General features: G+C 72.9%; 20 protein-coding genes and 1 pseudogene. 15 read left to right on the plus strand and 6 right to left on the minus strand.

Annotated features, from left to right (window positions below; all coding sequences use genetic code 11):
• Positions 1-4 precede the first annotated feature (4 nt).
• The 8 genes from OHA81_RS22175 to gatB all read left to right on the plus strand — a co-directional run bounded on the left by OHA81_RS22175 (position 5) and on the right by gatB (position 10,397).
• Positions 5-694, plus strand: coding sequence for an SDR family oxidoreductase (locus OHA81_RS22175; RefSeq protein WP_329198510.1), 690 nt, complete (start codon positions 5-7; stop codon positions 692-694).
• Entirely contained in the window at positions 691-1,686 is a 996-nt protein-coding gene (locus OHA81_RS22180; protein ID WP_329198512.1) for a methionine synthase, read from the plus strand. Before OHA81_RS22175 ends, OHA81_RS22180 begins: the two co-directional genes overlap by 4 nt.
• Positions 1,687-1,716: 30 nt before the next feature.
• Positions 1,717-3,927, plus strand: coding sequence for an NAD-dependent DNA ligase LigA (ligA, locus tag OHA81_RS22185; protein WP_329198514.1), 2,211 nt, complete (start codon positions 1,717-1,719; stop codon positions 3,925-3,927).
• A 389-nt stretch (positions 3,928-4,316) separates the two neighbouring features.
• The gene (locus tag OHA81_RS22190) at positions 4,317-6,515 is read left to right on the plus strand and encodes a putative bifunctional diguanylate cyclase/phosphodiesterase (RefSeq protein WP_329198516.1); all 2,199 of its coding nucleotides are present in this window, start codon (positions 4,317-4,319) and stop codon (positions 6,513-6,515) included.
• Between the two features lie 314 nt (positions 6,516-6,829).
• Positions 6,830-7,126, plus strand: coding sequence for an Asp-tRNA(Asn)/Glu-tRNA(Gln) amidotransferase subunit GatC (gatC, locus tag OHA81_RS22195; protein ID WP_007266718.1), 297 nt, complete (start codon positions 6,830-6,832; stop codon positions 7,124-7,126).
• Positions 7,127-7,131: 5 nt separating this feature from the next.
• Positions 7,132-8,631: an Asp-tRNA(Asn)/Glu-tRNA(Gln) amidotransferase subunit GatA gene (gene gatA / locus OHA81_RS22200; protein ID WP_329198518.1), complete on the plus strand. Its 1,500-nt coding sequence runs from the start codon at positions 7,132-7,134 to the stop codon at positions 8,629-8,631.
• On the plus strand, positions 8,628-8,873 hold the full coding sequence (locus OHA81_RS22205; protein WP_136214541.1) for a hypothetical protein: 246 nt from the start codon (positions 8,628-8,630) through the stop codon (positions 8,871-8,873). Before gatA ends, OHA81_RS22205 begins: the two co-directional genes overlap by 4 nt.
• A gap of 15 nt (positions 8,874-8,888) precedes the next feature.
• Positions 8,889-10,397 carry an Asp-tRNA(Asn)/Glu-tRNA(Gln) amidotransferase subunit GatB gene (gene gatB, locus OHA81_RS22210; protein ID WP_329198521.1) on the plus strand — a complete coding sequence of 503 codons (1,509 nt, stop codon included), beginning with the start codon at positions 8,889-8,891 and terminating at the stop codon, positions 10,395-10,397.
• 91 nt (positions 10,398-10,488) lie between these two features.
• Here gatB and OHA81_RS22215 read toward each other — a convergent pair whose 3' ends face one another.
• From OHA81_RS22215 to OHA81_RS22235, 5 genes are all read right to left on the minus strand, one after another.
• On the minus strand, positions 10,489-12,237 hold the full coding sequence (locus tag OHA81_RS22215) for a protein kinase domain-containing protein (RefSeq protein WP_329198522.1): 1,749 nt from the start codon (positions 12,235-12,237) through the stop codon (positions 10,489-10,491).
• A gap of 105 nt (positions 12,238-12,342) precedes the next feature.
• Positions 12,343-12,951 (minus strand): GNAT family N-acetyltransferase, encoded by a 609-nt coding sequence (locus OHA81_RS22220; protein ID WP_329198524.1) that lies wholly within the window; start codon positions 12,949-12,951, stop codon positions 12,343-12,345.
• Positions 12,948-15,011, minus strand: coding sequence for a penicillin acylase family protein (locus OHA81_RS22225; protein WP_329198526.1), 2,064 nt, complete (start codon positions 15,009-15,011; stop codon positions 12,948-12,950). Before OHA81_RS22225 ends, OHA81_RS22220 begins: the two co-directional genes overlap by 4 nt.
• Before the next feature lie 71 nt (positions 15,012-15,082).
• Positions 15,083-15,583, minus strand: a complete 501-nt coding sequence (locus OHA81_RS22230) for a DinB family protein (RefSeq protein ID WP_329198528.1) — start codon at positions 15,581-15,583, stop codon at positions 15,083-15,085.
• 82 nt (positions 15,584-15,665) lie between these two features.
• On the minus strand, positions 15,666-16,472 hold the full coding sequence (locus OHA81_RS22235; protein WP_329198530.1) for a GNAT family N-acetyltransferase: 807 nt from the start codon (positions 16,470-16,472) through the stop codon (positions 15,666-15,668).
• A gap of 66 nt (positions 16,473-16,538) precedes the next feature.
• Here OHA81_RS22235 and OHA81_RS22240 point away from each other — a divergent pair.
• From OHA81_RS22240 to OHA81_RS22270, 7 genes and pseudogenes are all read left to right on the plus strand, one after another.
• Positions 16,539-16,928, plus strand: a pseudogene (locus tag OHA81_RS22240) (signal peptidase I); the annotation flags it as partial.
• A gap of 276 nt (positions 16,929-17,204) precedes the next feature.
• Positions 17,205-19,484: an MMPL family transporter gene (locus OHA81_RS22245; RefSeq protein ID WP_329198532.1), complete on the plus strand. Its 2,280-nt coding sequence runs from the start codon at positions 17,205-17,207 to the stop codon at positions 19,482-19,484.
• 75 nt (positions 19,485-19,559) lie between these two features.
• Positions 19,560-20,114, plus strand: a complete 555-nt coding sequence (locus OHA81_RS22250; RefSeq protein WP_329198534.1) for a GNAT family N-acetyltransferase — start codon at positions 19,560-19,562, stop codon at positions 20,112-20,114.
• A gap of 87 nt (positions 20,115-20,201) precedes the next feature.
• A complete protein-coding gene (locus tag OHA81_RS22255) occupies positions 20,202-20,837 on the plus strand; it encodes a hypothetical protein (protein ID WP_329198536.1) in 636 nt (211 codons plus the stop codon).
• A 104-nt stretch (positions 20,838-20,941) separates the two neighbouring features.
• The gene (locus tag OHA81_RS22260; RefSeq protein ID WP_329195633.1) at positions 20,942-21,925 is read left to right on the plus strand and encodes an IS481 family transposase; all 984 of its coding nucleotides are present in this window, start codon (positions 20,942-20,944) and stop codon (positions 21,923-21,925) included.
• Between the two features lie 247 nt (positions 21,926-22,172).
• On the plus strand, positions 22,173-22,346 hold the full coding sequence (locus tag OHA81_RS22265; protein WP_329198538.1) for a hypothetical protein: 174 nt from the start codon (positions 22,173-22,175) through the stop codon (positions 22,344-22,346).
• Between the two features lie 80 nt (positions 22,347-22,426).
• Positions 22,427-25,492: a helix-turn-helix transcriptional regulator gene (locus tag OHA81_RS22270; RefSeq protein WP_329202470.1), complete on the plus strand. Its 3,066-nt coding sequence runs from the start codon at positions 22,427-22,429 to the stop codon at positions 25,490-25,492.
• 27 nt (positions 25,493-25,519) lie between these two features.
• Here OHA81_RS22270 and OHA81_RS22275 read toward each other — a convergent pair whose 3' ends face one another.
• Positions 25,520-26,806 (minus strand): PQQ-dependent sugar dehydrogenase, encoded by a 1,287-nt coding sequence (locus tag OHA81_RS22275; RefSeq protein ID WP_329198540.1) that lies wholly within the window; start codon positions 26,804-26,806, stop codon positions 25,520-25,522.
• Between the last annotated feature and the right edge of the window lie 41 nt (positions 26,807-26,847).

A 26,847-nucleotide genomic window follows, 5' to 3' on the forward strand; every position in this document is an offset into this window, starting at 1 on the left:
CCGTATGGCTACTCACCTGATCACCGGTGCCGGATCCGGCATCGGCGCCGCCGTCGCCGCCCGCCTGCACGCGCGCGGCGACGACCTCGTCCTGCTGGCCCGCGACGCCGGCCGCGCCAGGCAGCTCACCGACCGCTACCCCGGCTCCCGCGCGCTCGTCGGCGACCTCGCCGACCCCGACCGGCTCTCCTGGGCGTTCTCCAAGCAGGCCGTCCCCGAGCGGATCGACTCCCTGCTGCACATCGCCGGCATCGTCGACCTCGGCCCCGTCGGGGAGCTGCGCCCCAAGACCTGGCACCAGCAGCTCAACGTCAACCTCATCGCCCCCGCCGAGGTCACCCGGCTGCTGCTGCCCACCCTGCGCGCCTCACGCGCCACCGTCGTCTTCGTGAACTCCGGCGCCGGCCTGACCGCCCACGCCGACTGGAGCGCGTACGCCGCCTCCAAGCACGGCCTCAAGGCGCTCGCCGACTCCCTGCGCGCCGAGGAGAAGCCCCACGGCGTCCGCGTCACCTCGGTCTACCCGGGCCGCACCGCCAGCCCCATGCAGGCCAAGGTGCACTCGCAGGAGGGCAAGGAGTACGACCCCGCCGACTGGATCGACCCCGAATCGGTGGCCACCACCATCGTCATGGCCGTCGACCTGCCCCGCGACGCCGAGGTCAACGACCTGTCCGTGAGGCCCGGCCGATGACCGCGAACGCCACCGGCGTCGGTTCGCTGCCCGGCGGCGACGCCCGCGAAGCCGCCAAGACCGCCACCGGCTCCTTCGAGGAGTTCCCGTACCTCCCCGAGCTGCCCGCCCGCGGGCCGGGCGCCGACATGATCGGCCGGAGCCTGGGGCTGCTCGTGGAGATGTACGCCCACGTCGAACCCAGCGGCTGGCGCATCAGCGACCGGCCCGGCCGCGACACCAGGCGCGCGCGGTCCTGGCTCGGGGAGGACCTGGACGCCCTGGAGGAGTTCACCCAGGGGTACCGGGGCAAGCTCAAGGTCCAGGCCGTCGGCCCGTGGACCCTGGCCGCCGCCCTGGAGCTGCACGGCGGCGAGGCCGTGCTCCAGGACGCGGGCGCCTGCCGCGACCTGGCCGGATCCCTCGCCGAGGGGCTGCGCGAGCACCTGGCCGACGTCCGGCGGCGGGTCCCCGGCGCCCAGATCGTGCTCCAGTTCGACGAGCCCTCGCTGACGGCCGTCCTGCTCGGCCGGGTCCGCTCCGCGAGCGGCTACCGCACCTACCGGGCGGTCGACCGGCAGGTGGTCGAGGGCACCCTCCGCGAGCTGTTCGCCGTCACGGACTCCGTCGGGGGCGGCGAGGTGATCGTCCACTCCTGCGCCCCCGAAGTGCCCTTCGGCCTCCTGCGGCGAGCCGGTGCCGCGGGGGTGTCGTTCGATTTCTCCTTGCTCACCGAGCGCGAGGACGACGCCATCGGGGAAGCGGTCGAAGACGGCCTGAAACTCTTCGCCGGAGTGGTGCCGGGCACGGATGCCCCGTTGTCAGACCCGGGCGGTAGCGTCATGGGTGTCAGGAAGCTTTGGCGCAGGCTGGGGCTGGCCCCGGGGACTCTGGCCGAGTCCGTCGTGGTCACCCCGTCGTGCGGTCTGGCGGGCGCCTCGCCCGCCTACGCCCGCGCGGCACAGGCGCACTGCGTCAGAGCGGCGAGGTCGCTCGCCGACAACCCTGAGTGACGGTCGAGACGGGCCACGGGAGGACACGGCATGGCAGCCGAACAGAAGCAGGCAAGCGACACGACGGTACCGGCGGCGGTGCGCGAACAGCACGCGCTGCTCGCCGAGCAGGTCGAGGAGCACCGCTTCCGGTACTACGTGAACGACCAGCCCGTCGTCAGCGACGCCGAGTTCGACCAGCTGCTGCGCTCGGTGGAGGTGCTGGAGGAGGAGTACCCGCAGCTGCGCACCCCCGACTCGCCCACCCAGAAGGTGGCCGGGGCGTACGAGACGGACTTCGCCTCCGTGCAGCACCGCGAGCGCATGCTCTCCCTCGACAACGCCTTCGAGGACGAGGAACTGGCGGCCTGGGCCGAGCGGGTGGCCCGGGACGTGAACACCGGCGCCTACCACTACCTGTGCGAGCTCAAGGTGGACGGCCTGGCCGTCAACCTCACCTACGAGAACGGCCGCCTCACCCGCGCCGCCACCCGCGGCGACGGCCGCACCGGTGAGGACATCACGCCCAACGTCCGCACCATCGCCGAGATCCCCGACCGCCTCAAGGGCGAGCGGATCCCGAAGCTGGTGGAGATCCGCGGCGAGGTCTTCTTCCCGATGGAGAAGTTCGAGGAGCTCAACGCCCGCCTGGTCGAGGCGGGCGACAAGCCCTTCGCCAACCCGCGCAACGCGGCGGCCGGTTCGCTGCGCCAGAAGGACCCCAAGGTCACCGCGACCCGCCCGCTGCACATGGTCGTCCACGGCATCGGCGCGCGCGAGGGCTTCGACATCGGCAAGCTCTCCGAGGCGTACGGGCTGCTCGGCGAGTGGGGGCTGCCGACCGCCCGGCACAACAAGGTGGTCTCCTCGCTCGCAGAGGTCCGTGAGTTCATCTCCTACTTCGGCGAGAACCGGCACTCCGTGGAGCACGAGATCGACGGCGTCGTCGTCAAGCTCGACGAGATCCCGCTCCAGGGCCGGCTCGGCTCCACCGCGCGCGCCCCGCGCTGGGCCATCGCCTGGAAGTACGCCCCCGAAGAGGTCAACACCAAGCTGGTCGACATCAAGGTCGGTGTCGGCCGCACCGGGCGCGTCACCCCGTACGCCCAGGTCGAGCCGGTGACCGTGGCCGGCTCGGAGGTCGAGTTCGCGACCCTGCACAACCAGGAGGTCGTCAAGGCCAAGGGCGTGCTGATCGGAGACACCGTCGTACTGCGCAAGGCGGGCGACGTCATCCCCGAGATCCTCGGACCGGTGGTGGACCTGCGCGACGGCACCGAGCGCGAGTTCGTGATGCCCGCCGAGTGCCCCGAGTGCGGTACGCCGCTGCGGCCGATGAAGGAAGGCGACATCGACCTGCGCTGCCCCAACGGGCAGACCTGCCCCGCGCAGCTGCGCGAGCGGCTGTTCTACCTGGTCGGCCGGCAGTGCCTGGACATCGAGAACTTCGGCAAGGTCGCCGCGGCCGCGCTGACCCGGCCGCTGGAGCCGGCCTCCCCGCCGATGCGGGACGAGGGGGACCTGTTCACCCTCACCATCGAGGACCTGCTGCCCATCAAGGCGTACGTGCTCGACCAGGACAGCGGGCTGCCCAAGCGGGACCCCAAGACGGGCGAAGAGAAGATCGTCAGGGTCTTCGCCAACCAGAAGGGCGAACCGAAGAAGAACGCCTTGGCGATGCTCCAGAACATCGAAGCCGCCAAGGACCGCCCCCTGGCCCGCATCATCAACGGGCTGTCCATCCGCCACGTCGGGCCCGTCGCCGCCGAGGCCCTCGCCCGGGAATTCCGCTCGATCGAGCGCATCGAGCAGGCCACCGAGGCGGAACTCGCCGCCACCGACGGGGTCGGCGCGATCATCGCGGCCTCCCTCAAGGAGTGGTTCGCCGTCGAGTGGCACCGGGAGATCGTGCGCAAGTGGCGCGAGGCCGGTGTCCGGATGGAGGAGGAAGGTTCCGGCGAAGCCGAGGGGCCGCGGCCGCTGGAGGGCATGACCGTCGTGGTCACCGGCACGTTGCAGAGCCACACCCGCGACGGCGCCAAGGAGGCCCTGCAGAGCCGGGGCGCCAAGGTCACCGGCTCCGTCTCGAAGAAGACCTCCTTCGTCGTCGTCGGCGAGAACCCGGGCTCGAAGTACGACAAGGCCGTCCAGCTGAAGCTCCCGGTCCTCGACGACGCGGGGTTCGCGGTGCTTCTGGAGCAGGGGCCCGACGCCGCGCGCGCCGTAGCCCTCCCGGTGGACGGCGCCACCGGAGCGGAGTAAGCACCGGATGAACGTCCTCGCGCGGTGGCGGCGAGGGCGAACCGATGCGTGGCGTGCGGCCGTACGGGCGGGCGCACGCCCGGCGCGGCTCCCAGTGGTAAAAGGCCGGTACAAGGCTGGTGGCGCCCCCGTGAGCTGTCGGATCATCGGATGGGTGGCCCGGGTCGCCCTGGTCCAAACTCACCTGTTCGGCGGATACGGTACTGATGAGGATGGCTGGGTCGCATTCGGGCAACCACCGCCGACCGCTGCCCCTGGGCCCCTCTCGCGTCCTACTGTTGAGGGGTGCGCCCCGTCGTCCACGGCTGCCTGATGTGCTGTCAGCCGTGGTGGCACGACACAGGGGCCATCGCGTGACATCGGCATTGCCGGCTGTGAGAGGGACGGGCATGAAACCCACCGAAAGCGCCGACCCGTCACCCGAATCCGGCGGGGAACCCCCGCCCGTGCGGACGGGCCGGCTCGGTCTCCTGCGTACCAGGACACCGCAGACCCGCACGCTCGACACCGGGGCGGGCGCGGGCGACGGACAAGGGCGTACCGTGCTGCCCTTCGCCGTCGTCGGCCTGGCCGTCGTCGTACTGGCGTCGGGCGTCGTCACCTCGCTGACCGACCGTCACGCCCTGTTCCCCGGGGGCCCGGTGGGCTGGGCCCTCGCCCTGCTCACCGGCGTCATCGTCGGCCACCTCGTGGCGCTCGGCCGCGACCGCTGGTGGGGCGGTACCGGCTCGGGAGCCGCGCTCACCCTCGGCGTCCTCCTCCTGTACGGATGGGTCCCCGCCGGACTGGTCTCGCTGGCGGTGGTCTCGCTCGTGGGCGCCGCCCGCCGCCACCGCTGGCGGCAGGGCCTGCTGCACGGCTCCGCCGACATCCTCGGCATCGGCGCGGGCGCCCTCGCCCTGGCCGCCTTCGGCGAGACGCCGACCGTGGAGACCCCCTGGCTGCCCGGCACCTGGGACCTGGCGGCGATCCCCGCAGTGGTCCTGGCAGCCCTGGCCTACCTGCTGGTGACCCGGATCGTGCTGTGGTTCGCGCTCGCCCCGCGCGGCGCCGGACTGCCCACCGTCGCCCGCACCGCCCTGCTCAGGCAGGCGCTGGTCGCCGCCGCGCTGCTCGGCATCGCCCCGCTGATCTGCGTCGTCGCCTCCAACCAGCCGGTACTGCTGCCGCTGTTCGCCGTACCGCTCATCGCACTGGACTCCACCCTCTGGATCGCCCGCGCCCGCGCCGAGGAACAGCTGCGCGACCCGCTGACCGGCCTGCCGAACCGGCAGTGGCTGCTGGAGCGCACCTGGTCGGCACTGGACGAGGCTGAACGTTTGGGCACCCGCTCCGCCCTGGTCCTCATCGACCTCGACCGCTTCCGCGCCGTCAACGACACCCTCGGCCACCTCGCCGGGGACCGGCTGCTCCTCCAGATCGCCGAACGGCTGCGCCAGGCGCTCCCGCCGGACGCCGAGGCGGCGCGCCTGGGCGGCGACGAGTTCGCCGTCCTGCTGCCCCTCGCCGACTCCACCACCAGTGCCCAGCGGGTCGCCCGCCACCTGGTCTCCGAGCTCAGCTCCCCGCTCGACCTGGACGGTCTCACCCTCGTCCTGGAGGCCAGCGCCGGCCTCGCCGTCTTCCCCGACCACGCCCTGGACGCGGAGGGCCTGCTGCGGCGGGCCGACGTCGCCATGTACCAGGCCAAGCGGGACCGCACCGGCGTGGAGGTGTACGAGTCCAAGCGCGACAGCAACACGCCCGACCGGCTCGGCCTCCTGGGCGACCTCCGGCGGGCGCTCGACGCGGGCGAGGTCGAACTCCACTACCAGCCGAAGGTCCGCTTCGACGGGAAGGTGGCCGGCCTCGAAGCGCTCGTGCGCTGGGTCCACCCGGAACGCGGGCGGGTCTCCCCGGACGAGTTCATCGCCATCGCGGAGACCTCCGGCCTCATGCCGCACCTGACGGAGTACGTCCTGGAGACGGCGCTGGCCCAGGTGGCCCGCTGGCGCGCCCAGGGCCTCGAGGTGCCGGTCGCCGTGAACGTCTCACCGCGCGACGTCCACACCCCCGGCTTCGCGGGGGCGGTGGCCGCCAGACTCGCCCGGCACGGTGTCCCGGCGAGCGGCCTCCAGCTGGAGATAACGGAACACGTCCTGCTGGAGGACCCCCAGCGGGCGGCGGACACCATGGCCGGGCTGACCGGCCACGGGGTGAAGATGTCCCTGGACGACTTCGGCACCGGCTACTCCTCGCTGGTGCACCTGCGGCGGCTGCCGGTCAGCGAGCTCAAGATCGACCGCTCGTTCGTGGCGCGGCTGGCCGTGGACGCCCAGGACGCCGAGATCGTGCGGTGCACGGTGGACCTCGCGCATTCGCTGGGCCTGCTGGTCGTCGCGGAGGGCGTCGAGGACGACGAGACCTGGGAGCGCCTGCGCGACCTGGGCTGCGACGCCGTCCAGGGCTGGCTGGTCGCCGCCGCGATGCCTCCCCAGGAGGCCACGGCCTGGCTCCTGGCCCGCGGCGAACGCGGCTGGCGCCGCCCGGCGGACATCACGGCCGAACTCGCCGCCGCGGCCGCCAAGGAATCCCAGGCCGCCTCCTAGCCCACGCCCGGGCGCCGGCCCACGTCCCCGAGCCCGGACGGACGGGCCCCGCGCCCGCCCCGGGCGAGGGGTCCGGCGCCGATCCGGCGCCGATCGGGCGAGGCCCCGGGCGCGCCGCCGGACCCTTCCGGCCCCGTCGGCGATCGAGGCGCGGGTCCGGGCGGCGCCGGGCGAGGCACCGCGCAGCGGCCCGCGCGGCGCTCCCGTCGGCGTTCCCGGCGGCCGACGCGGCAAACCGTTTAGTGGCTGCGGCCCCCCGCCCCATAGGATTGGCAGCGAAACCTACACACTCACCACCCCCAGAGGATCGCTGCATGCCTGGCATCACGCGCGAGGAGGTCGCCCACCTCGCTCGGCTGGCACGTCTGGAACTGAAGAGCGAAGAGCTCGACCACTTCGCCGGACAGCTCGACGACATCATCGGCGCGGTCGCCCGCGTATCCGAGGTCGCCGACCAAGACGTCCCGCCGACCTCCCACCCGCTGCCGCTGACCAACGTCATGCGCGCGGACGAGGTCCGTCCGTCGCTCACCCCCGAGCAGGCGCTTTCCGGCGCTCCCGCCCAGGAGCAGCAGCGTTTCAAGGTGCCGCAGATCCTGGGGGAGGACTAACAACCATGGCTGACACCGTCATCATCAAGCTCACGGCCGCCGAGACCGCCGAGAAGATCGCCTCCGGCGAGCTCACGGCCGTCGAGGTCACCGAGGCCCACCTGGCCCGCATCGAGGCGACCGACGAGAAGGTCCACGCCTTCCTCCACGTCGACCGTGAAGGCGCCCTCGCCCAGGCCCGCGCCGTCGACGCCAAGCGCGAGCGCGGCGAGAAGCTCGGCCCGCTGGCCGGCGTGCCGCTCGCGCTCAAGGACATCTTCACGACCGTCGGCATCCCGACCACCGTCGGCTCGAAGATGCTCGAAGGGTGGATCCCGCCCTACGACGCCACCTTGACGCGCAGGCTCAAGGAAGCCGACGTCGTCATCCTCGGCAAGACCAACATGGACGAGTTCGCCATGGGGTCCTCCACCGAGAACAGCGCGTACGGCCCCACCGGCAACCCGTGGGACCTCACCCGCATCCCCGGCGGCTCCGGCGGCGGCTCCGCCGCGGCCCTCGCGGCCTTCCAGGCGCCCCTCGCCATCGGCACGGACACCGGCGGCTCCATCCGCCAGCCCGCCGCCGTCACGGCCACCGTCGGCGTGAAGCCCACGTACGGCTCGGTGTCCCGCTACGGCATGGTCGCCTTCTCCTCCTCCCTCGACCAGGGCGGCCCCTGCGCCCGCACGGTCCTGGACGCCGCGCTCCTCCACGAGGTCATCGCCGGCCACGACCCGATGGACTCCACCTCCATCGACGCCCCGGTCCCGCCCGTCGTCGAAGCGGCCCGCAACGGCTCCGTCGCCGGCATGCGCGTCGGCGTGGTCAAGCAGTTCGCGGGCGAGGGCTACCAGGCCGGTGTCGTCCAGCGCTTCAACGAGTCGGTCGAGCTCCTCAAGGAACTCGGCGCCGAGATCGTCGAGCTGGACTGCCCGTCCTTCGACCTCGCCATGGCCGCGTACTACCTGATCGCCCCGTCCGAGGCCTCCTCGAACCTGGCCCGCTTCGACGGCCTGCGCTACGGCCTGCGCGTCGGCGACGACGGCACCCTGTCCGCCGAGGACGTCACCGCCCTGACCCGCGAAGCCGGCTTCGGCGACGAGGTCAAGCGCCGCATCATCCTCGGCACGTACGCGCTCAGCTCCGGCTACTACGACGCGTACTACGGCTCCGCCCAGAAGGTGCGCACGCTCATCTCGAAGGACTTCGAGAAGTCCTTCGAGCAGGTGGACGTGATCGTCTCCCCGACGACCCCGACCACCGCCTTCGCGATCGGTGAGCGCACCGACGACCCGCTGGCGATGTACCTCGCCGACCTGTGCACCATCCCGACCAACCTGGCCGGCAACTCCGCCATGTCGCTCCCCTGCGGCCTGGCACCGGAGGACGGCCTGCCGGTCGGACTGCAGATCATCGCCCCCGCCATGAAGGACGACCGGCTGTACAAGGTCGGTGCCGCCGTCGAGGCCGCCTTCACCGCGCGCTGGGGTCACCCGCTGCTTGAGGAGGCTCCGTCGCTGTGAGTGGTAGCGCACTGTCCAAGGCCAAGGGCTTCAAGAAGTCCAAGTCCGGTACGTACCTGTCGATCGGCACCACCGCCTTCGGTGCCATCAGCGTGATCAAGCAGGCCAAGAAGGCCCGCACCGAGAACGACACGCTGAAGCTGGTCGACGCCGTTGTGTCCGCCGCCGCCATCGTCACCGGGCTCGCGATCCTGTACCGCGAGCTCAAGCGCCTCGGCGACGACGACGTCCTGCTGGGCTGAGAGGGAAGTTTCACTGTGACCGTCACCGAACTGCTGTCGTACGAGGACGCCCTCGCGTCGTACGACCCCGTCATGGGCCTGGAGGTCCATGTCGAGCTCGGCACCAAGACCAAGATGTTCTGCGGCTGCTCGACCGAGCTGGGCGCCGAGCCCAACGCGCAGACCTGCCCCGTCTGCCTCGGCATGCCCGGCGCGCTGCCGGTCGTCAACGCGATCGGCGTCGAATCCGCCATCAAGATCGGCCTCGCGCTGAACTGCGAGATCGCCGAGTGGTGCCGCTTCGCCCGGAAGAACTACTTCTATCCGGACATGCCGAAGAACTTCCAGACCTCCCAGTACGACGAGCCCATCGCCTTCAACGGCTACCTCGACGTCCAGCTGGAGGACGGCGAGATCTTCCGCGTGGAGATCGAGCGCGCCCACATGGAGGAGGACACCGGCAAGTCGCTGCACGTCGGCGGCGCCACCGGCCGTATCCACGGTGCGTCCCACTCCCTGCTGGACTACAACCGCGCCGGCATCCCGCTCATCGAGATCGTCACCAAGCCCATCGAGGGCGCGGGCGAGCGGGCCCCCGAGGTCGCCAAGGCGTACGTCGCCGAGCTGCGCGAGGTCATCAAGGCACTCGGCGTGTCCGAGGCCCGGATGGACAAGGGCCAGATGCGCTGCGACGTGAACCTGTCGCTGCGGCCGCACGGCACCGAGAAGTTCGGTACCCGCTCGGAGACGAAGAACGTCAACTCGCTGCGCTCCGTGGAGCGGGCGGCGCGCTTCGAGATCCAGCGCCACGCGGCGGTGCTCTCCTCCGGCGGCACCATCATCCAGGAGACCCGGCACTTCCACGAGGAGGACGGCTCCACCACGGCCGGCCGCATCAAGGACAACGCCGAGGACTACCGGTACTTCCCGGAGCCCGACCTGGTCCCCGTCGCCCCGGCCCGCGACTGGGTCGAGGAACTGCGGGGCGGTCTGCCCGAGATGCCGCGCGTACGCCGCAACCGGCTCCGCGAGGAGTGGGGCGTGAGCGAGCACGACATGCAGTCGATCCTCAACGCCGGCGCGGTGGACTCCATCGTCGCCACCATCGAGGCGGGCGCCGACTCGGCCGCCGCGCGCAAGTGGTGGATGGGCGAGCTGGCCCGCAACGCCAACGAGCAGGGCGTCTCCGTCGACGAGCTGCCCATCACCCCGGCGCAGGTCGCCCGGGTCGCGGCGCTGGTCGCCGAGGGCTCGCTCAACGACAAGCTGGCCCGTCAGGTCATCGAGGGCGTCCTCGTCGGCGAGGGCACCCCCGACGAGGTCGTCGAGAAGCGCGGCCTGAAGGTCGTCTCGGACGAGGGCGCGCTGGGCGCGGCCGTGGACGAGGCCATCGCGGGCAACGCCGCCATCGCGGACAAGATCCGCGGCGGCAAGATCGCGGCCGTCGGCGCCCTGGTCGGCGCGGTCATGAAGACCACGCGCGGCCAGGCCGACGCGGCGCGCGTCAAGGAGCTCATCCTGGAGCGCCTGGGCGTCTCGGAGTAGACCCCGCACGACCCGCACGACCCGCACGACCCGTACGCGGACGAAAGGGCGGCCCCGCACCGGAATCCCGGTGCGGGGCCGCCCTTTCGCCTCAGCGCGTCAGCTGCGGGGCGGCGATGACGACCTTGCCCATGTCGCACCCCGCGTCCACCTTGAGACGCAGCCGCAGGGCGCCGCTCACGTCCACCTTCTTGGTGATCGGTTTGCCGAGCTCGACGAGCTCGGAGAAGGCGGCCGGCTGCCCGTCGAGCGAGATGCTGACGCGGCCCTTCTCGTGGGTGGAGCCGTCATCGATCCCGGCCGTGAAGTCCAGGGACTTCCACTCCCGGTTGAGGTCGAACTCCGCGATCGCGTCGCCGTTGCAGCCCAGGTCGGCGATGAAGGCCGCGCCGTACTGCTGGGTGTTGATCTTCGCCGCGCCGACGGTGAAGTCGCCCAGCGAGTCCACGGGCGTCATGACGGTCAGGTCGGCGGCCTTGATGCCCGGCGCGACACCCGCCGGCTTGGTACCCGAGGCGGTCGGGTCGGCCACGACCCCGTCGCTCTCGCTCTGTGACGGGGTGGGCGACGGTGTCTCCTCCGCGGTGGTCTCGTCGGAGGCGGTGCCGTCCGCCTTGCTGTTGGCGGTCGCCTTGTCCCGCCCCTTGTCGTCGTGCTGGAGCAGCTGTACGCCGATCACCGCCAGCGCGGCGATGACCAGCACGGCGGCCACCGAGCCCAGGACGAGCCCGGGCCGCTTCTTCTTCCGCGCCGGCTCCGGGGGCGGAGTCGAATGCAGTGCGTACGTGGGCGCGTACGCGGCCGGTGGCGTGGCGGCGTGTGGTGCGGCGGCGGGTGGCGTGGCGGCGACGGGTGGTGCGGCGGGCTGGGGCGGGACGACCGGCGCCGCCACCGGCCTGGGCGGGACGGCGTCCTGTGCGGCCGTGGCCCGCTGGGAGGTGGAGCCGGTCGTGGACACCACCGCGTGCCGGACCTCCTTCATCCAGCCGGTCAGGCTCACCGGGCGCTCGGCCGGGTCGTAGGCGTAGATCGCGGTGATCCGGCTCCGCTGCTCGGCGTCCAGCACCGCGATCTGCGGCAGCGCCTGCACGGCCCGGGCCAGCTGCTCGGGTGAGCTGGGCGGGGACTCCCCGCTGAGGAGGAAGTAGGCGATGGCCCCGAAGGCGTACCGGTCCGTCCCCGGAGTCCGCTTGCCGTCGAAGACCTCGGGAGCCGCGTAGCCCGGGGTGAACCAGACCTCGGCCGTCTGGTGGTCGGCGGTGAGCTTGCTGAGGCCGAAGTCCACCAGGGTCGCCTGTCCGTGGGCGTCGACCATGACGTTGCCGGGGGAGAGGTCCCCGTGGATGACCTGCCGCCCGGAGGGGGTCGCCTTCCCCGAGTGCAGCCAGTCCAGTACGTCGGCCAGTTGCTCCAGCGTGCGCATGACCTCGCGCCGCTCGGCGGCGGTGGTGAGGGTCCGTTCGGCCCGCCAGTCGCGCAGGTCCAGCCCGTCGACGTGGTTCATGACGAGGACGAGGGCCCGCCCGGTCAGGGTCCCCGACTCCCCGGGCCGGTGGATCGGCGGCCCTTCGAAGTGCTCCCGGACGCCGACGACACCGGGCCGGTGGACGAAGCGGAGCAGCTCGGCCTGCTCGTTCCACTTCTGGCTGATCCGGTCGAAGACGTCCGGCGTGATGGTCGTCTTGGAGTCGAGCACCTTGACGACCACCGGTTCGCTGCTGCCGGCGAGCTCGATCTCCGCGAGGTAGAGCACGGCCTCCCCGCCGCGCCCGATGGACCGGAGCAGCCGGTAGCGGTCGGCTGCGGAATCCGGTCCGATGTGCAGATTCTGGCTGGTCAATTTCCCCCCAGCGGAACAGGTCTGATGAGAGGTCAGTCTGGCGTGGCCTGAATCACACGGTCAATCGGAACGGTGAGTTTGCCGCCGGGAGGGCGACGGCAGCGGTCAGCGTCCTTCCGGGGCGTCGAGGAACGCGAGCCGGGCCCGCTTCGCCGGGAGGTACACCTCGGGCAGGTCGATCTCGGGGAGCTCGATCTCGCGCCCGAGGACGAAACCGGAACGTTCCAGGAAGGCCATCACCTTGCCGTTGCGCACGTCCGGCTCGCCGACCAGGCGGCGGGCGCCCGCGTCCGTGAAGAGGTACGCCGTGAACACCCCCACCAGGGCGGCGCTGAACCCGTGCTCGGGGGCGCCGTGCGCGGGGCCGAGCATCAGGTGGATGCCGACGTCGCCCGGCTCGACCTCGTAGCACTCGCTGATCCGGTCCTCGGCGCAGTCGTACGTCTGGAACAGTGCGACCGGCTCCCCGTCCCGCCGGACGAGGAACGCGTGGTGGGTGGTGCGGCGGTCGACGTCCTCGTATATCTCCTGGACCAGCTCGCGGCTGGCTTCGGCCATGCCCCAGAACGCGGCCCGCTCCTCGATGACCCAGCTGTGGATGAGGGCGGAGTCGGCGGCCGGGTCGACGGGGGTGAGCGTGACGGTGCCGAAGCCCTCGACGGAACGGGTGAACACGGGCTGCCGGGTGGTGGGGGCGCCGGAGGGGGCGGTCATGCGGATTCCTTGGTGAGTCGGGCCCAGTCGGTGACGACCGGGACGAGTGCGCAGCGCGCCCACAGGGGGAGCTGGTCGCGGTGGTGGGGGGAGCCGGTGACGCCGTCCGCACCCAGCGGGACCGCCCAGAGGCTGTCCTCGCGCCGGGCCAGGTCCCACACGTAGCGGGCCGCCGACGCGCGGCCGGCGAGGTCGGTCACGCCGGGGACGGAGCTGGTGGCGTTCACGCAGTCGTGGTCGCCGCCGAGCCCGGGCCACTGCACGTCCGGGTCCGGGAGCGCCGACCACGGGGCGAGGCGGTGCACCTGCGACCAGGGCGTGTCGGCGGTGTGCGCGGCCGCGGTCTCCTCCAGGGCGGCGCGGACGTGGGCGGCACGGTCCAGGCCGGGCAGCAGGGAGGTGGTGAGCAGCCCCTCCAGGGCGTAGCCGACGCGCGGGACGAGGTACAGCCAGGGGTGGAACACCTCGGGGGCGGTGGGCGCGTCGGCCAGGCCGACGAAGACGGGGTCTGCGGCGAAGCGGCGTACGGTCGCGGTCCGCAGGGCCGCGAAGACGGTGGCGTCGGTGGAGCCGGCCTCCATGTGCCGGTCCCAGGCGAGCAGGCGCTCCCTCAGCCGCTCCGCGCCGGGGGAGAGGCCGTCGAGCCCCGGCAGCAGGGCCAGCAGGGGTTCGGCCGAAGCCAGGTGGGTGTCCCGGTGTACGTCGGCCATCGCCGCCGGGGACCAGTCGGCCGAGCCGGAGAGCAGCTCGCGGATGCGGTTCGCGCGGTGCGGGGGCGCGAACTCCACGCCGAGCGGGGAGGCGATGCCGCGCGCGTTCGCCATCACGGCGAAGCCCTGGACGGGTTCGGCGGGCGTCGTGGCCCAGCCCTGCCACGCGTACCGCGCCTCCCAGGCGGGCACGGGACGCAGCCGGTTGGCCGGGTCGCGGAGCGGGACGGCTCCGGCGACGCGGTGCAGGAGCCCGCCCCCGGTGTCGGCGGCGTGCACCACGTTGACGGGCTCGGCCCAGCCGTCGAGGGCGTGGTCGATGTCGGCGACGGTGCGGGCGCGCAGCAGCGCGGGGAGGGCGGCGAAGCCGAGGTCGCGGCGGACGCGGGGCGGGTAGCGCAGGGAGAGCGTCTGCTGTGCCGCGGGGGTGTGCGTGATCACCGGGCCGCGCGGGGTTTCGAGCACCTCGACGGTGACGGGGTCGGCGCCGGCGACCGTGAGGGTCTCGGTGTGCCGGTGGACGGGCTCCCAGGCGCCGTGCGGGCCCAGCGCCTCGACGCCGTCGCCGTCGGCGGCCGGGCGCAACTGCTCGACGTACAGGTCCTGGTAGTCGGCCATGGCGTTGGTGATGGCCCAGGCGGCGCTGCCGGTGTGGCCGAAGTGCGCGAGGCCGGGGACGCCGGGGACGGCGAGGCCGAGGACGTCGTACTCGGGGCACGAGAGGCGTATCTGCTGGTAGACCCCCGGGTCCTCGATGAACCGGTGGGGGTCGCCCGCGATGATCGCCGCTCCGGAGGCGGTGCGCTCCCCGGGGACCAGCCAGCCGTTGCTGCCGGCCGTGCCGGGGCCGTCGGTGGCGAAGAGGGTGGCGGCGTCGTCACCGAGGGCGCGGGCGACGCGCTCGCGCCAGAGCTTGGTGGCGAAGCCTGCGAAGAGGATGTGGGTGGCGATCCAGAGGGAGAGCGGGACCCACGGCTCCCAGGGGGTGGGCCGGTGTCCGGTGCGCGCGAACCGCTCGTCGCGGGCGGCTCCTTCGGCGAGGCCGTCGTTGACGCCGTCGACGTAGGCCCCCACCCAGGCGGCGGTCTGCGGGTCGAGGGAGTCGTGGCAGCGGCGCGCGGTGTCGTCGAGCCGGGCCTGGCGCGCGAAGCGGTCCCAGGCGACGGCCCCGGGACCGAGGAACGCGGCGCTCGACCCCTGGGCGCGGTGCCGCTCCACCTCGATCTGCCAGGCCCGGTCCAGGGCGGTGGCGCGGCCCTGGGCGCGGGCGAGGCCGTGGTGGTCACCGGCGCGGAGGTGGGGGACGCCCCAGCTGTCGCGGTAGAGCTCCGCGTCGTCCGTGCTGCGCATGCTGGGGTACCCCCGCGGTAGTGGCTTAGGTAAGGCTTCCCTAATGTCGGGACCACTATAGGGGCAGGGGATCAGACGCCGACAGTGCCGTCGACCGCCTCGCGGATGAGGTCGGCGTGGCCGTTGTGACGGGCGTACTCGAGGATCATGTGCAGCATCAGGTGCCTGAGCGAGACCTCCGCCTCCCACCGGGGGACGTAGCGGCGCACGTCGAGGGAGTCGGCGGCGGCCTCCACGGCGCGCGAGTGCTCGACCTCCGCCTCCCAGGCCGCGAAGGCCTCGGCGCGGGTGGAGGACGAAGCGTCGTAGGCGGCCTGGAAGTCGTGCCGGTCCGACCACACGTGCGGTACGTCGGCGCCGCCGATGATGCGCCGGAACCACTGCCGCTCCACCTCGGCCATGTGCCGGACGAGGCCCAGCAGCGACAGCGTGGAGGGCGGCGACGCCTGGCGGCGCAGCTCCTCGTCGGACAGGCCCTCGCACTTCATGGCGAGGGTGGCGCGGTGGAAGTCGAGGTAGGCGCGCAGGCTTTCGCGCTCGGAGGCGATCGGAGAGGGTGGGATGCGTTCCATGTACGGATCTTGCCCCGCGCGGCCCCGCGGACGGAAGGCAATTTAGTGGGCTGGCCGGACCGCCGGGCGTCCCCGGCCCCCCTCAGCCCTGCCAGACGTACGGCACCGTCGTCCCCAGCACCCGGAAGCCCAGGCGCTCCAGGATCGGGCGGCTGTCGGCCGACGCGTCCACCTGGAGGTAGGGGATGCCGTGCTGCGCCGCCAGGCGGGCGCGGTGGGCGACCAGCAGGCGGTAGATGCCGCGACCGCGCCACTCGGGGGCCGTGCCGCCGCCCCACAGGCCGGCGAAGGAGGAGCCCGGGACCATCTCCATCCGGGCCGCGCTGACCGGGGTTTCGCCCGCCATGGCGACCACGGCTTCGATGGTCTGCGGCCGCTCCCGCAGGAGGCCGAGGATCTGCTCACGGATGCGCGGGCGCTCGACGCCGAAGGCCCGGGCATGGGCCTCCATCATCAGGTCCACGCCCGCCTCGTCCCGCACCACCCGCAGGGTGATCCCCTCCGGCGGCTCCACCGGCAGCCGGGCCAGGTCGGCGGTACGGGCCACCAGCAGGGTCTCGGGCGGCTCCGGTACGAAGCCCGCCGCGCGCAGTCGCTGCGCCAGGTCGGCCGGGCGGTCGTAGTCGTACAGCTTCCACTCGAAGTCCGCCGGCTGCCCGCTGCGCGCCCGCTGCCCGAAGTGCGCGATCTGCGCCGCGATCTCCGCGTCCGCGTTCCCCTCGTCCAGCTCCGACCAGAGCACGCCGTTCCAGCCCTGCCGCCCCGGCGTCGTATACCGGACGACGGCGCCCACCCGCTCGACCCGCGCCAGGTCCGAGTCGGGCTGTGCCCCGCGGCGCATCTGTGCGTCGTACAGGGCGCGCACCTCCAACAGGTCGTCACGATCCATCGCAGTCTCCATCCGCCCAGCCCACCACTGGCCGGCCGCCCCGCACAACTGCATTAGCCTCGCCCCGTGAACGACCACTCGACGCCCCCCGCTCCCGCCCCGGCCGTCTACACCGGCAAGGCGGCTCCCGATGCCGCCGCCGACCGCGGCTGGCTCCTCGGGCACTTCAAGGCGCCCGGCGATCCCCGCCACAGCGAGGACGTGGAGATCAAGTGGGGCGTCCACCCCAAGGGCGACGAGCGGGCGCAGTGGGTCACCGGAGAGGAGCGCACCGCGCTCCAGGTGCTGATCAGCGGGCGGTTCCGGCTGGAGTTCCCCGGCCGCAGCGTCGTCCTCGCCGAACAGGGCGACTACGTCGTCTGGGGTCGCGGCGTCGACCACTCCTGGTACGCGGAAGAGGACACGGTGGTCCTCACGGTCCGCTGGCCCTCGGTCCCCGGGTACCGGGCCGAAGCGCCGTCGCCGGGCCTGCCGGAGGAGACGGCCCCGCATCGGGTCCCGGCTCCGGAACCGGCTGCTTGTGACGATGCGCACGAAAGGGACCAACGATCACGAACCGCTGCGATCCTTGAAGGTGGACCGTAGGGCCCCGGCGTACGCGCTGGCGAAACCCGGAACCGGCGAAACCCGGAACCGGCGAAGCCCGGAACCCCGGCCGGGCCTTCACGCGTTCAGGCGTTCTTTGCGACGGGCTGTCTCCCGTGAAGATCCGAACCACAGGGAGCACGTCCGTTGGCAGCACTCGCACGGTGGTGCGTCCGGCACCGCCTGGCCACCGTCCTGATCTGGCTGCTCGCCCTCGTCGGGACGGCGATCGCCGCCGGAGCCGCCGGATCGGCGTTCTCCGACGACTACGAGGTCCCCGGGACCGAGTCCGGCCGGGCCACCGCCCTCCTGCGCGAGGGCTTCCACGGCCAGGGCGGTGACACCGACACCATCGTCTGGCGGACCCCCGGCCACCAGACGGCCCGCAGCCCCGCCGTCGAGCGGCGGATGACGGCGGCGCTGGAGGCGGTCTCGCACCTGCCGGGCGTCGGATCGGTCAGCAGCCCCTACGGCTCCCACCCCGGGCAGGCCGCGCAGATCAGCCCCGACGGGCGCACCGCCTACGCCGTCGTCACCTTCGACCTCCAGGCCGACTCCGTACCCAAGTCCCAGGCCGAGGCCGTCGTCCGCGCGGCCAAGAACCCGGCCACGGAGACGGACGGGCTCCAGGTGGAACTCGGCGGCCGCGCCATCGCCCTGACCCAGGCGCCCGGCGCCCACTACGCCGAGGCCGTCGGCGTGGGCATCGCGGCCGTCGTCCTCTTCCTCGCCTTCGGCTCCCTCGCAGCGAGCCTGCTGCCCATCGCCACCGCCCTGGTCGGCGTGGGCACCGCCTACTTCGCCACCACCCTTCTCGGGCACGCCATGGCCGTGGCCGACTTCGCCCCGATGCTGGGCACGCTCGTGGGCCTGGGAGTCGGCATCGACTACGCACTGTTCATCGTCACCCGGCACCGCAAGGGCCTCGGCCGCGGCCTGCCCGTGGAGGACGCGGCCGCGCACGCGGTCGCCACCACCGGCCGGGCCGTGGTCTTCGCCGGGGCCACCGTCTGCATCGCGCTGCTCGGCATGCTCGTGCTGCGGCTCGACTTCCTCGACGGCGTCGCGATCGCGGCCTCCCTCACGGTGCTCCTCACCGTGGCCGCGTCGCTCACGCTGCTCCCCGCCCTCCTGTCGGTCATCGGCCCGCGCGCCCTCTCGCGCCGCGAGCGCCGCAGGCTGGCGCTGGAGGGGCCGCGGCCCGGGGCGGCCGGCGGTTTCGCCGCCCGGTGGTCCGCTTTCGTGGAACGGCACCCCAAGCTGCTCGGACTCGTCGCCGCGGCCGTGATGGTGGTGCTGGCGCTGCCCACCGCCTCCTTGCACCTCGGCACCTCCGACCAGGGCAACGACCCGGCGACCTCCACCACCCGCAAGGCCTACGACCTGCTGGCCGGGAGCCCCGCGCGGGAAGCGGCGCCCGCGTCGCCCGCCCCGGGCTTCGGTCCCGGGACCAACGGGCCGCTCACCGTCGTCGCCCGGCTCGACGGCGCCGGCGACCGGATCGCCGTGGACCGGCTCGCCGACGCGCTGCGCACCACGAAGGGCGTGGCCTCCGCCGCCCCGCCCGTGTTCAACCGGAGCGGTGACACCGCCGTCCTGACCGTCGTACCGGACTCCGCGCCCCAGTCCCGAGCCACCAGCGCCCTGGTCGACAGGCTGCGCCAGGACGTCATACCGCGTGCCGCCCGGGGCAGTTCGATGGAGGCCCACGTCGGCGGGGTGACCGCTTCCTTCGACGACTTCGCCGAGGTGATCATCGGAAAACTGCCGCTCTTCGTCGCAGTGGTCATCGCCCTGGGCTGCGTACTGCTCCTGCTGGCCTTCCGGTCCGTCGGGATCCCGGTCAAGGCCGCCGCCATGAACGTCGCGGCCGTCGTCTCCTCCTTCGGCATCGTCGTCGGCGTCTTCCAGTGGGGCTACGGCAGCGAGCTTCTCGGCCTGGGCCGGGCGGGCCCGATCGAGCCGTTCCTCCCCGTGATCATGGTGTCGGTGCTCTTCGGGCTCTCCATGGACTACCAGGTCTTCCTGGTGAGCCGGATGTACGAGGAGTGGCTGGAGACCGGCGACAACCGCCGCGCCGTACGCGTGGGACTCGCGGAGACCAGCCGGGTGATCAACTCGGCTGCCGTCATCATGATCTCCGTCTTCCTGGCGTTCGTCCTCAGTGGCGACCGGCTCATCGCGATGTTCGGGATCGCCCTCGCGTCCGCCGTCGCGCTCGACGCCTTCGTCCTGCGGACGCTGCTGGTCCCCGCGCTCATGCACATGCTCGGCGGCGCCAACTGGTGGCTGCCCGCGTGGCTGGACCGCCGGCTGCCGCGCCTCAGCATCGAGCCGCCCGAATGCCGCGGCCGTGCGACACTTCCGGCGCGGCGGGGCGGTACCGGCACCCCCTCCGCCGCCGACATCGCGACCGCGTCCCGGTGACCCCGGGTCGACCGACCGGGCCGACCGGGCCGACCGACCGCCCGACCGGTCCGACCGATCCGAAGGAAGAGCCCCATGTTCTCGATAGACCTCGCCGCCGACGCCCAGCTGTTCCCGCTGGAGACCTGGCACGCCGAGGAGTTCCTCGCGCACATGGACCGCGGCCGCGAGTACATCGGTGAGCACATCAAGCTCGCCGACTTCGTCACCGACATCGACTCGGCACGCGCCTTCCTGTCCGGCTACGCGCAGAAGACGGCGGCCGACGGCGGACGGCTCTACGGGATCCGGGTCGACGGGAAGCTCGTGGGCGGGGTCCTCTTCCGGATCTTCGAGACGGAGACCGGGAACTGTGAGGCCGGCTGCTGGCTGGAGCCCGCCGCGGCCGGCCGGGGCCTGGTCACGGCGGCCTGCCGGATCCTGATCGACTGGGCCTTCCGGGAACGCGGCATGCACCGTGTGGAGTGGCGGGCCTCCGCCGCCAACCACAAGAGCCTCGCCGTGGCCGAGCGCCTCGGGATGCGGCGGGAGGCGGTGCTGCGGGAGAGCTACCCGCACCGGGGCGTCCGTCAGGACACCGAGATCTGGGCGGTGCTGGCCTCCGAGTGGCCGGAAACCGCCGGGCGCTAGCCGCGCCCCGCCGCGGGCGCCCACCTGGGCCGATGCGGAGCGGTGGTTCTCAGGAACCTCTCAGAAACGCCGCCTACGGTGCCCCGCATGGAGACCACCAAGACCCCCGCCCCCGCCGACGCCGCCACCGAGACCCCCGAGGACGTGACGGCGGCCGACACCACGGCCGGCGAGCCCGTCGTCCTGGACAAGGACGTCGCCGCCGAGGCGGACGAGACGGACGCGGTGGACGAGACCGATGACGAGACGGACGCGGTGGACGAGACCGACGAGGCGCACGCGGCCGGCGGAACGGACTCGTCCGAGGAGCGCACCGGCGGCGTCGGAGCGGCCGCGAGCGCCGTCGTCGCCGCAGCGCTCGGCACCGTCGCCCTCTCCGGCAGCTGGGTCTCCCGCGTCGCCGCCGAGCGCGAGAACCTGGCGAACCAGCTCGACCTGAGCGCCGGGGCCGACAACAACGAGAAGATCGCCGCGCTCTACAGCTCACCGTGGCACGCGACCGCGCTCGTCAACGGCGTCCTCGCCACCATCGCGCTCCTCGTGGCCGTCTTCGTCCTGGCCCGCCCGGCGTTCGGCGCCCCCGGCCGTACCCTCCCCACCTGGGTCAGGTCCGTCGCCTGGGCGGCCGTCGCCCTCGCCGCCCTCGGGATCGTGCTCTTCGCGCTCATGTACTTCGACGTCCTCCTCCCCGTCCCGACGGCCCCCGCCCAGCCCGTCGGCTAGGTGTATTGATCACGAGCGTTGTTAACAGAGCCGGGTCTTGATCATGGCGAAGACCTCCGGTGTGGTGGAGGTGTCTAGGCTCCACACCACACACGGAGGTCTTCGTGTCCCACCGTAATGCCCGGCTGACGGTTCACGGCAGGCGGATCCTGGTCGAGCGGGTTCTGGCCGGGCGGCCGGTCGCCCACGTGGCCGCCGAGATGGGCATATCCCGGCCCACCGCCCACAAATGGGTCCGCCGCTGGCGGGCCGAAGGCGAGGGCGGCCTGCACGACCGTTCCAGCAGGCCGCGTACGACCCCGCACCGCACCCCCGCGACGATCGAGGCCCGCGTCTGTGACCTGCGCCGAAGCCGCAAGCTCGGGCCGGCCCGCATCGGCCCGGTCCTGGGCCTGCCCGCCTCCACCGTCCACCGGATCCTGGCCCGCCACGGCCTGAACCGGCTGGCCTGGCTGGACCGGCCCACCGGCCAGCCGATCCGCCGCTACGAACGGGCCCGACCGGGCGAACTGGTCCACGTCGACATCAAGAAGCTCGGGAACATCCCCGAAGGCGGCGGATGGCGCGTGGTGGGCCGGGCGGCAGGCGACCGCAACCGCCAAGCCACCACCGACCAGCGCAAAAGCTCCACGCCGGTCATCGGCTACAGCTACATCCACTCCGCCGTCGACGACCACTCCCGCCTGGCCTACAGCGAGGTCCTCACCGACGAACGCAAGCAGACGGCCGTCGCCTTCTGGCAGCGAGCCCAGGCGTTCTTCACCGCCCACGGGATCACCGTTGAACGCGTCCTGACCGACAACGGCTCCTGCTACAAGTCCAAGCAGTTCACCCAGACCCTGGCCGCGGCCGGCATCACCCACAAGAAGACCAGGCCCTACCGGCCGCAGACCAACGGCAAAGTCGAACGCTTCAACCGCACCCTCCTCGACGAATGGGCCTACCTACGGCCCTACCAATCGAACAACGAGCGGACAGCGGCCCTGGCAGACTTCCTCCACACCTACAACCACCACCGCTGCCACACCGCACTGGACGGCAAGCCGCCCATCAGCCGAGTGAACAACGCTGCGGGTCAATACAGCTAGGCCGTCTCCGCAGGAGGCGGCCCAGGTCCTGCCCGGACCCGAGAACACCGCCGGGAGCGGGGGACTAGGCACCGTCTTAGAGCCCCCTCACCCCTTCCGCACCCCGCCTCAGGCATCCACGGCCCCCGCCTAAGGCACCCCGGCCCGTACAGATGCGGCATGCGCCCGATGCGCTGGTACCCCCTGGGACGCGAATCTTGGACCACACCGAACGAGGTGCCCGAGAAACGCAACCAGGGAGTACGAGATGTTCGCCTACGAGATCGCCACCGCCCGCCGCGCCGACCTCATCCGCGAGGCCGACAACTACCGGCTGGTCCGCGAGGCCAGGAAGGCGCGCCGCGCCGCCTCCTCACGGAGCCGGGAATCCGGAGGGACGGTGGTGACGAGCCAACGCAGCCGCTTCACACCGGCCGCGTGAACCGCCCCGCACACCGGCTCCACTGACCCGACATGACGAGCGCACCGATAACGAGTGCCGCAGGGCAGCACCCCTGTGCGATGCTCGACGCCGTGGAGACCAGATCTGTCAGCCCGGTGTTCGTCGGCCGAGCCGATGAACTGGCCGCACTCGTCGACGCTTTGACGCGCGCCGCCGGAAACGAGCCGCAAGCCCTGCTCATCGGCGGAGAGGCGGGGGTCGGCAAGACCCGCCTCACCGAGGAGTTCCTCGACACGGCCGCCCGCCGAGGGGCCGTGGTGGCCGTCGGAGGCTGCGTCGAGATCGGGGCGGAGGGGCTGCCCTTCGCCCCCTTCTCGACCGCCCTGCGCAGTCTGCACCGCCGGCTCCCCGACGAGCTGACCGCCGCGGCCGCCGGCCAGCAGGACGAACTGGCCCGGATCCTCCCCGAACTCGGCGACACCCCCCGCGGCCCGCACGACGAGGAGAGCACCGCCCGGCTGTTCGAGCTGACGGCCCGGATGCTGGAGCGGCTCGCCGCGGACCGCACCATCGTGCTCGTCCTGGAGGACCTGCACTGGGCCGACACCTCCACCCGGCACCTCCTCGCCTACCTCTTCCGCACCCTGGACAGCGGGCGTCTCGTCGTCGTCGCCACCTACCGTGCGGACGACGTCCACCGCCGCCACCCGCTGCGGCCCCTCCTCGCCGAACTGGACCGCCTCCGTACCGTCCAGCGGATCGAGCTGTCCCGCTTCAACCGGGCGGAGGTACGCCGCCAGCTCGCCGGGATCCTCGCCACCGAGCCCGACGAGAGCTTCGTCGACTCCGTCTTCGAACGCTCCGACGGCAACGCCTTCTTCGTCGAGGAGCTCGTCGCCTGCCGGGCGAGCGGCTGCCACGCCGGGCTCACCGAATCCCTGCGCGACCTGCTGCTCGTGCGGGTCGAGGTGCTGCCCGACGCCGCCCAGCGCGTGGTGCGCCTCGTCGCCGAGGGAGGCTCCACCGTCGAGTACCCACTGCTGCGGGCCGTCGCCGGACTCACCGAGGACGAGCTGATCGAGGCCCTGCGGGCCGCCGTCGGAGCCAACATCCTGCTCGCGACGCCCGACGGGGACGGCTACCGGTTCCGCCACTCGCTGGTGCGCGAAGCCGTCAGCGACGACCTGCTGCCCGGGGAGCGGGCCCGCGTCAACCGCCGCTACGCCGAGGCCATGGAAGCCGACGACTCGCTGGTCCGCGCCGAGGAGCGGGTCATCCGGATGGCCACCTACTGGTACCACGCCAACGATCCGGCGAAGGCGCTTCCCGCGGTGCTCGCCGCCTCGGTGGCCGCCCGGCGCCGGCACGCCTACTCGGAGCAGCTGCGGCTGCTGGAACGCGCCCTGGACCTGTGGGAGAGCGCCCCCGCCGAGGTCCGCGACGCCCTGCGCCCGGTGGACTACACCGACGTGTACCCTCCGTGCGGCTGCGACCCGGCCACCACCGCGCTCGCCCGGCTCGACCTGCTCGCCGAGGCGACCGTCGCGGCCCGGTTCGGCGGCGAACGCGAGCGCGCCCTCAAGATCACCAAGATGGCGCTGAGGCTCCTCGAAGAGGACCAGGACCCCCTGCGGGCCGCCTGGTTCTGGGCCGAGCGCTCCTCCCTGGTCGCCGGCCTCGGCCGGGGCGACGGGTGGGAGGAGCTCGCCAAGGCGCAGGAGCTCGTCCAGGGACTGCCCCCCTCCCACGTCCACGCCCAGGTCCTGGTCCGGGCCGCGGGCTGGGGCATGCTCCACAACCCCGGCCCCGGCAACCTGGAGGCCGCCGAACGCGCCGTCGAGTACGCGCACATGGTGGGCGCCGAGGAGATCGAGCTCAACGCCCGCATCACCATGGGCTCCCTGCTCGCCGACTCCGGGGAACGCGACCGGGGCCTCGCGGTGATGGCCGAGGTGAAGGAACGGGCCACCGCACGCGGTTACTTCATGCTGGCGGGCCGGGCCCACATCAACCTCAGCTCCCAGCTGGAGAGTCTGGGAAGGTCCGCCGAGGCCGTGGAACTGGCCCAGCAGGGGGTCGAACTCGTCGGCCGGGCCCGGATGCTGGACATCCAGGCCTGGATGTTCGGGAACATGGCGGAGAGCCTCTACAGCCTGGGCCGCTGGGACGAGGCCGCAGAGGCGGCCCGGCGCACCCTGCGGGTCGGCCAGAGCGCCGCCCCGCGCGGTTCCGGCGCCGCCCGCCTGGCCTACCTGGCCCTCGCCCGGGGCGAGCTGAGCGAGACCGCGACGCAGCTCGCCGCGGCCCACGCCCATTTCGGCACGCACGACACCCAGCCCCAGCACCGGATACCCCTGTACCGCCTCGCCGTCGGACTGGCCGCGGGGGAGGGCCGGATCGCCGACGTGCGCACCGAGGTCGCCGAGGCGATCGCCGCGGGCTTCCCGCTCGGCCACCACCGTTACGCCTGGCCGCTGCTCCTCGCCGCGGCCACCGCGGAAGCCGACGCCCGGGGCCTGCCCGCCGCCGACGCCGGCCGCGACGCCGCCGTGGACGCCCTGCGCGCAGCCGCCCGGAACCTGGCCACCCCGGTGCCGGTGTGGGCCGCCCACGCCGAGTACCTCCGCGCCGAGCTGCGCCGGGCCGAAGGCAAGGACACCGTCCGCGACTGGACCTCGGTCGTGCAGGCGATCGCCCCGCTGGACCGCCCCTACCTGCTGGCCCGCGCCCGCCACCGGCTCGCCGAGGCCCGGCTGGCGGCCGGCTGCGACCGCGAACGGGCCGCGTGCCTGGTCCGGGACGCCTACGCCACCGCCGAGCGGCTGGGCGCCCGCCGGCTGAGTGAGTGCCTGGTGCTGCTCGCGCAGCGGGCCCGGCTCCCCCTCACCGCCCCCGAACCGGCCGGGCAGCCGGCCGCACCGGAGGCGGACCCGGTCGAGACGCTCGGCCTGACCAGCCGGGAGCGGGACGTGCTCCGGCTGGTCGCGACGGGAAGCACCAACCGGCAGATCGCCGAGGAGCTGTTCATCTCCCCGAAGACGGCGAGCGTGCACGTCTCGAACATCCTGGCCAAGCTGGGCGTCTCCGGCCGGGGTGAGGCGGCTGCCCTCGCCCACCGGCTGCGGCTGTTCGGCCCGGCCCTCCACCCGGCCCCGCCCGCCCCGGCGGTACCCAGCCGGCCGTGATGGCTGGGCCGACCGCCCCGGGAGCGGTCACCGCACCGTCAGTGTCAGGACCCTGTCGTCACCGGCGGACGGCGACCCGCGCCCGTCCGTCTCACTGGTGACCAGCAGCAACCTGTCCCCGCCCAGGGCCACCACCGTCCGCAGGCGGCCGTAAGTGCCCTGGAGGAAGGCTTCCGGCTGCGCCACCGGGGCCGCCCCCGACAAGGGGATCCGCCACAGCCGTTCGCCCTTCAAGGCCGCCATCCAGATCGAGCCCTGCGCCCACGCGATCCCGCTCGGCGAGGCCTCATCCGTCTTCCACACCGCCACCGGATCCCGCAGGCCGGGTCTGCCCGCCTTCCCCTCGGCCTCGGGCCAGCCGTAGTTGCCGCCCGGCTCGATGAGATTGAGCTCGTCCCAGGTGTGCTGCCCGAACTCGGTCGCCCACAGCCGTTTGTCCTGGTCCCAGGCCAGTCCCTGCACGTTGCGGTGGCCGTAGGAGTAGACGACGGAATCGGGCTCCGGATTGCCGTGCACCGGCTGACCGTCCGGGGTCATCCGCAGGATCTTCCCGCCGAGCGACTTCTTGTCCTGCGCCAGCCCGGTGTCACCCGTCTCCCCGGTCCCGGCGTAGAGCATCTTGTCCGGGCCGAAAGCGATCCGGCCGCCGTTGTGTATGACGCCCTTGGGGATGCCCCGCAAGATGGTGTCCGGAGCGCCCAATTGCTGTCCGGGTGCACGGTCGGGGTCGTACCGCATCCGGGCGATGCGGTTGTCCGACTCGGTCGTGAAGTACGCGTACACCAGATGGTCCGAGGCGAAGGAGGGGGACAGGGCCAGGCCCAGCAGTCCGCCCTCGCCGCCCGGAGCCACCCCCGGCACCTCGCCGATCTGCGTCACCGTGCCCGTGCCCACCCGCACCCTGCTGATGGTCCCTTTGTCCCGCGACGCCACCAGCAGGTCGCCCTCCGGCAATGGCGCCACGCCCCACGGCGACTCCAGGCCCTTGGCGACCTCACCCGTCACGGTCACCGACCCCTTCGCGGGCGGCGCCGGAGACTGCGGGGAACCGGACGGGCCGCCCGAGGCCGCCGTCGCCCGCGCGGTGGGCGCCGCGTCCGGTGGTGAGGTGCCCGGCCGCGCGGTGGAGCCGCCCGGCGGTGAACACCCGGCCGCCAGCAGGGCCCCGCACCCCGCCAGGGCGAAAGCCGCCAGTGCTCCTCGCGGCCGGGCGCGCGGGCCCTCGTAAGGCAGGTGCGGTGGCGGCACCCTCCCGGACCCTCGTGCCCGCTCACGGCCCCGCGCCGCCCCCGCCGGTCCCTGTCCGTATCGCATCGCCCTGCTCCCCTCCGGCCCTCCGACTGTGCCCTTCCATC

Origin of the sequence: Streptomyces sp. NBC_00667, from assembly GCF_036226825.1 — a bacterium.
Lineage (GTDB): Bacteria > Actinomycetota > Actinomycetes > Streptomycetales > Streptomycetaceae > Streptomyces.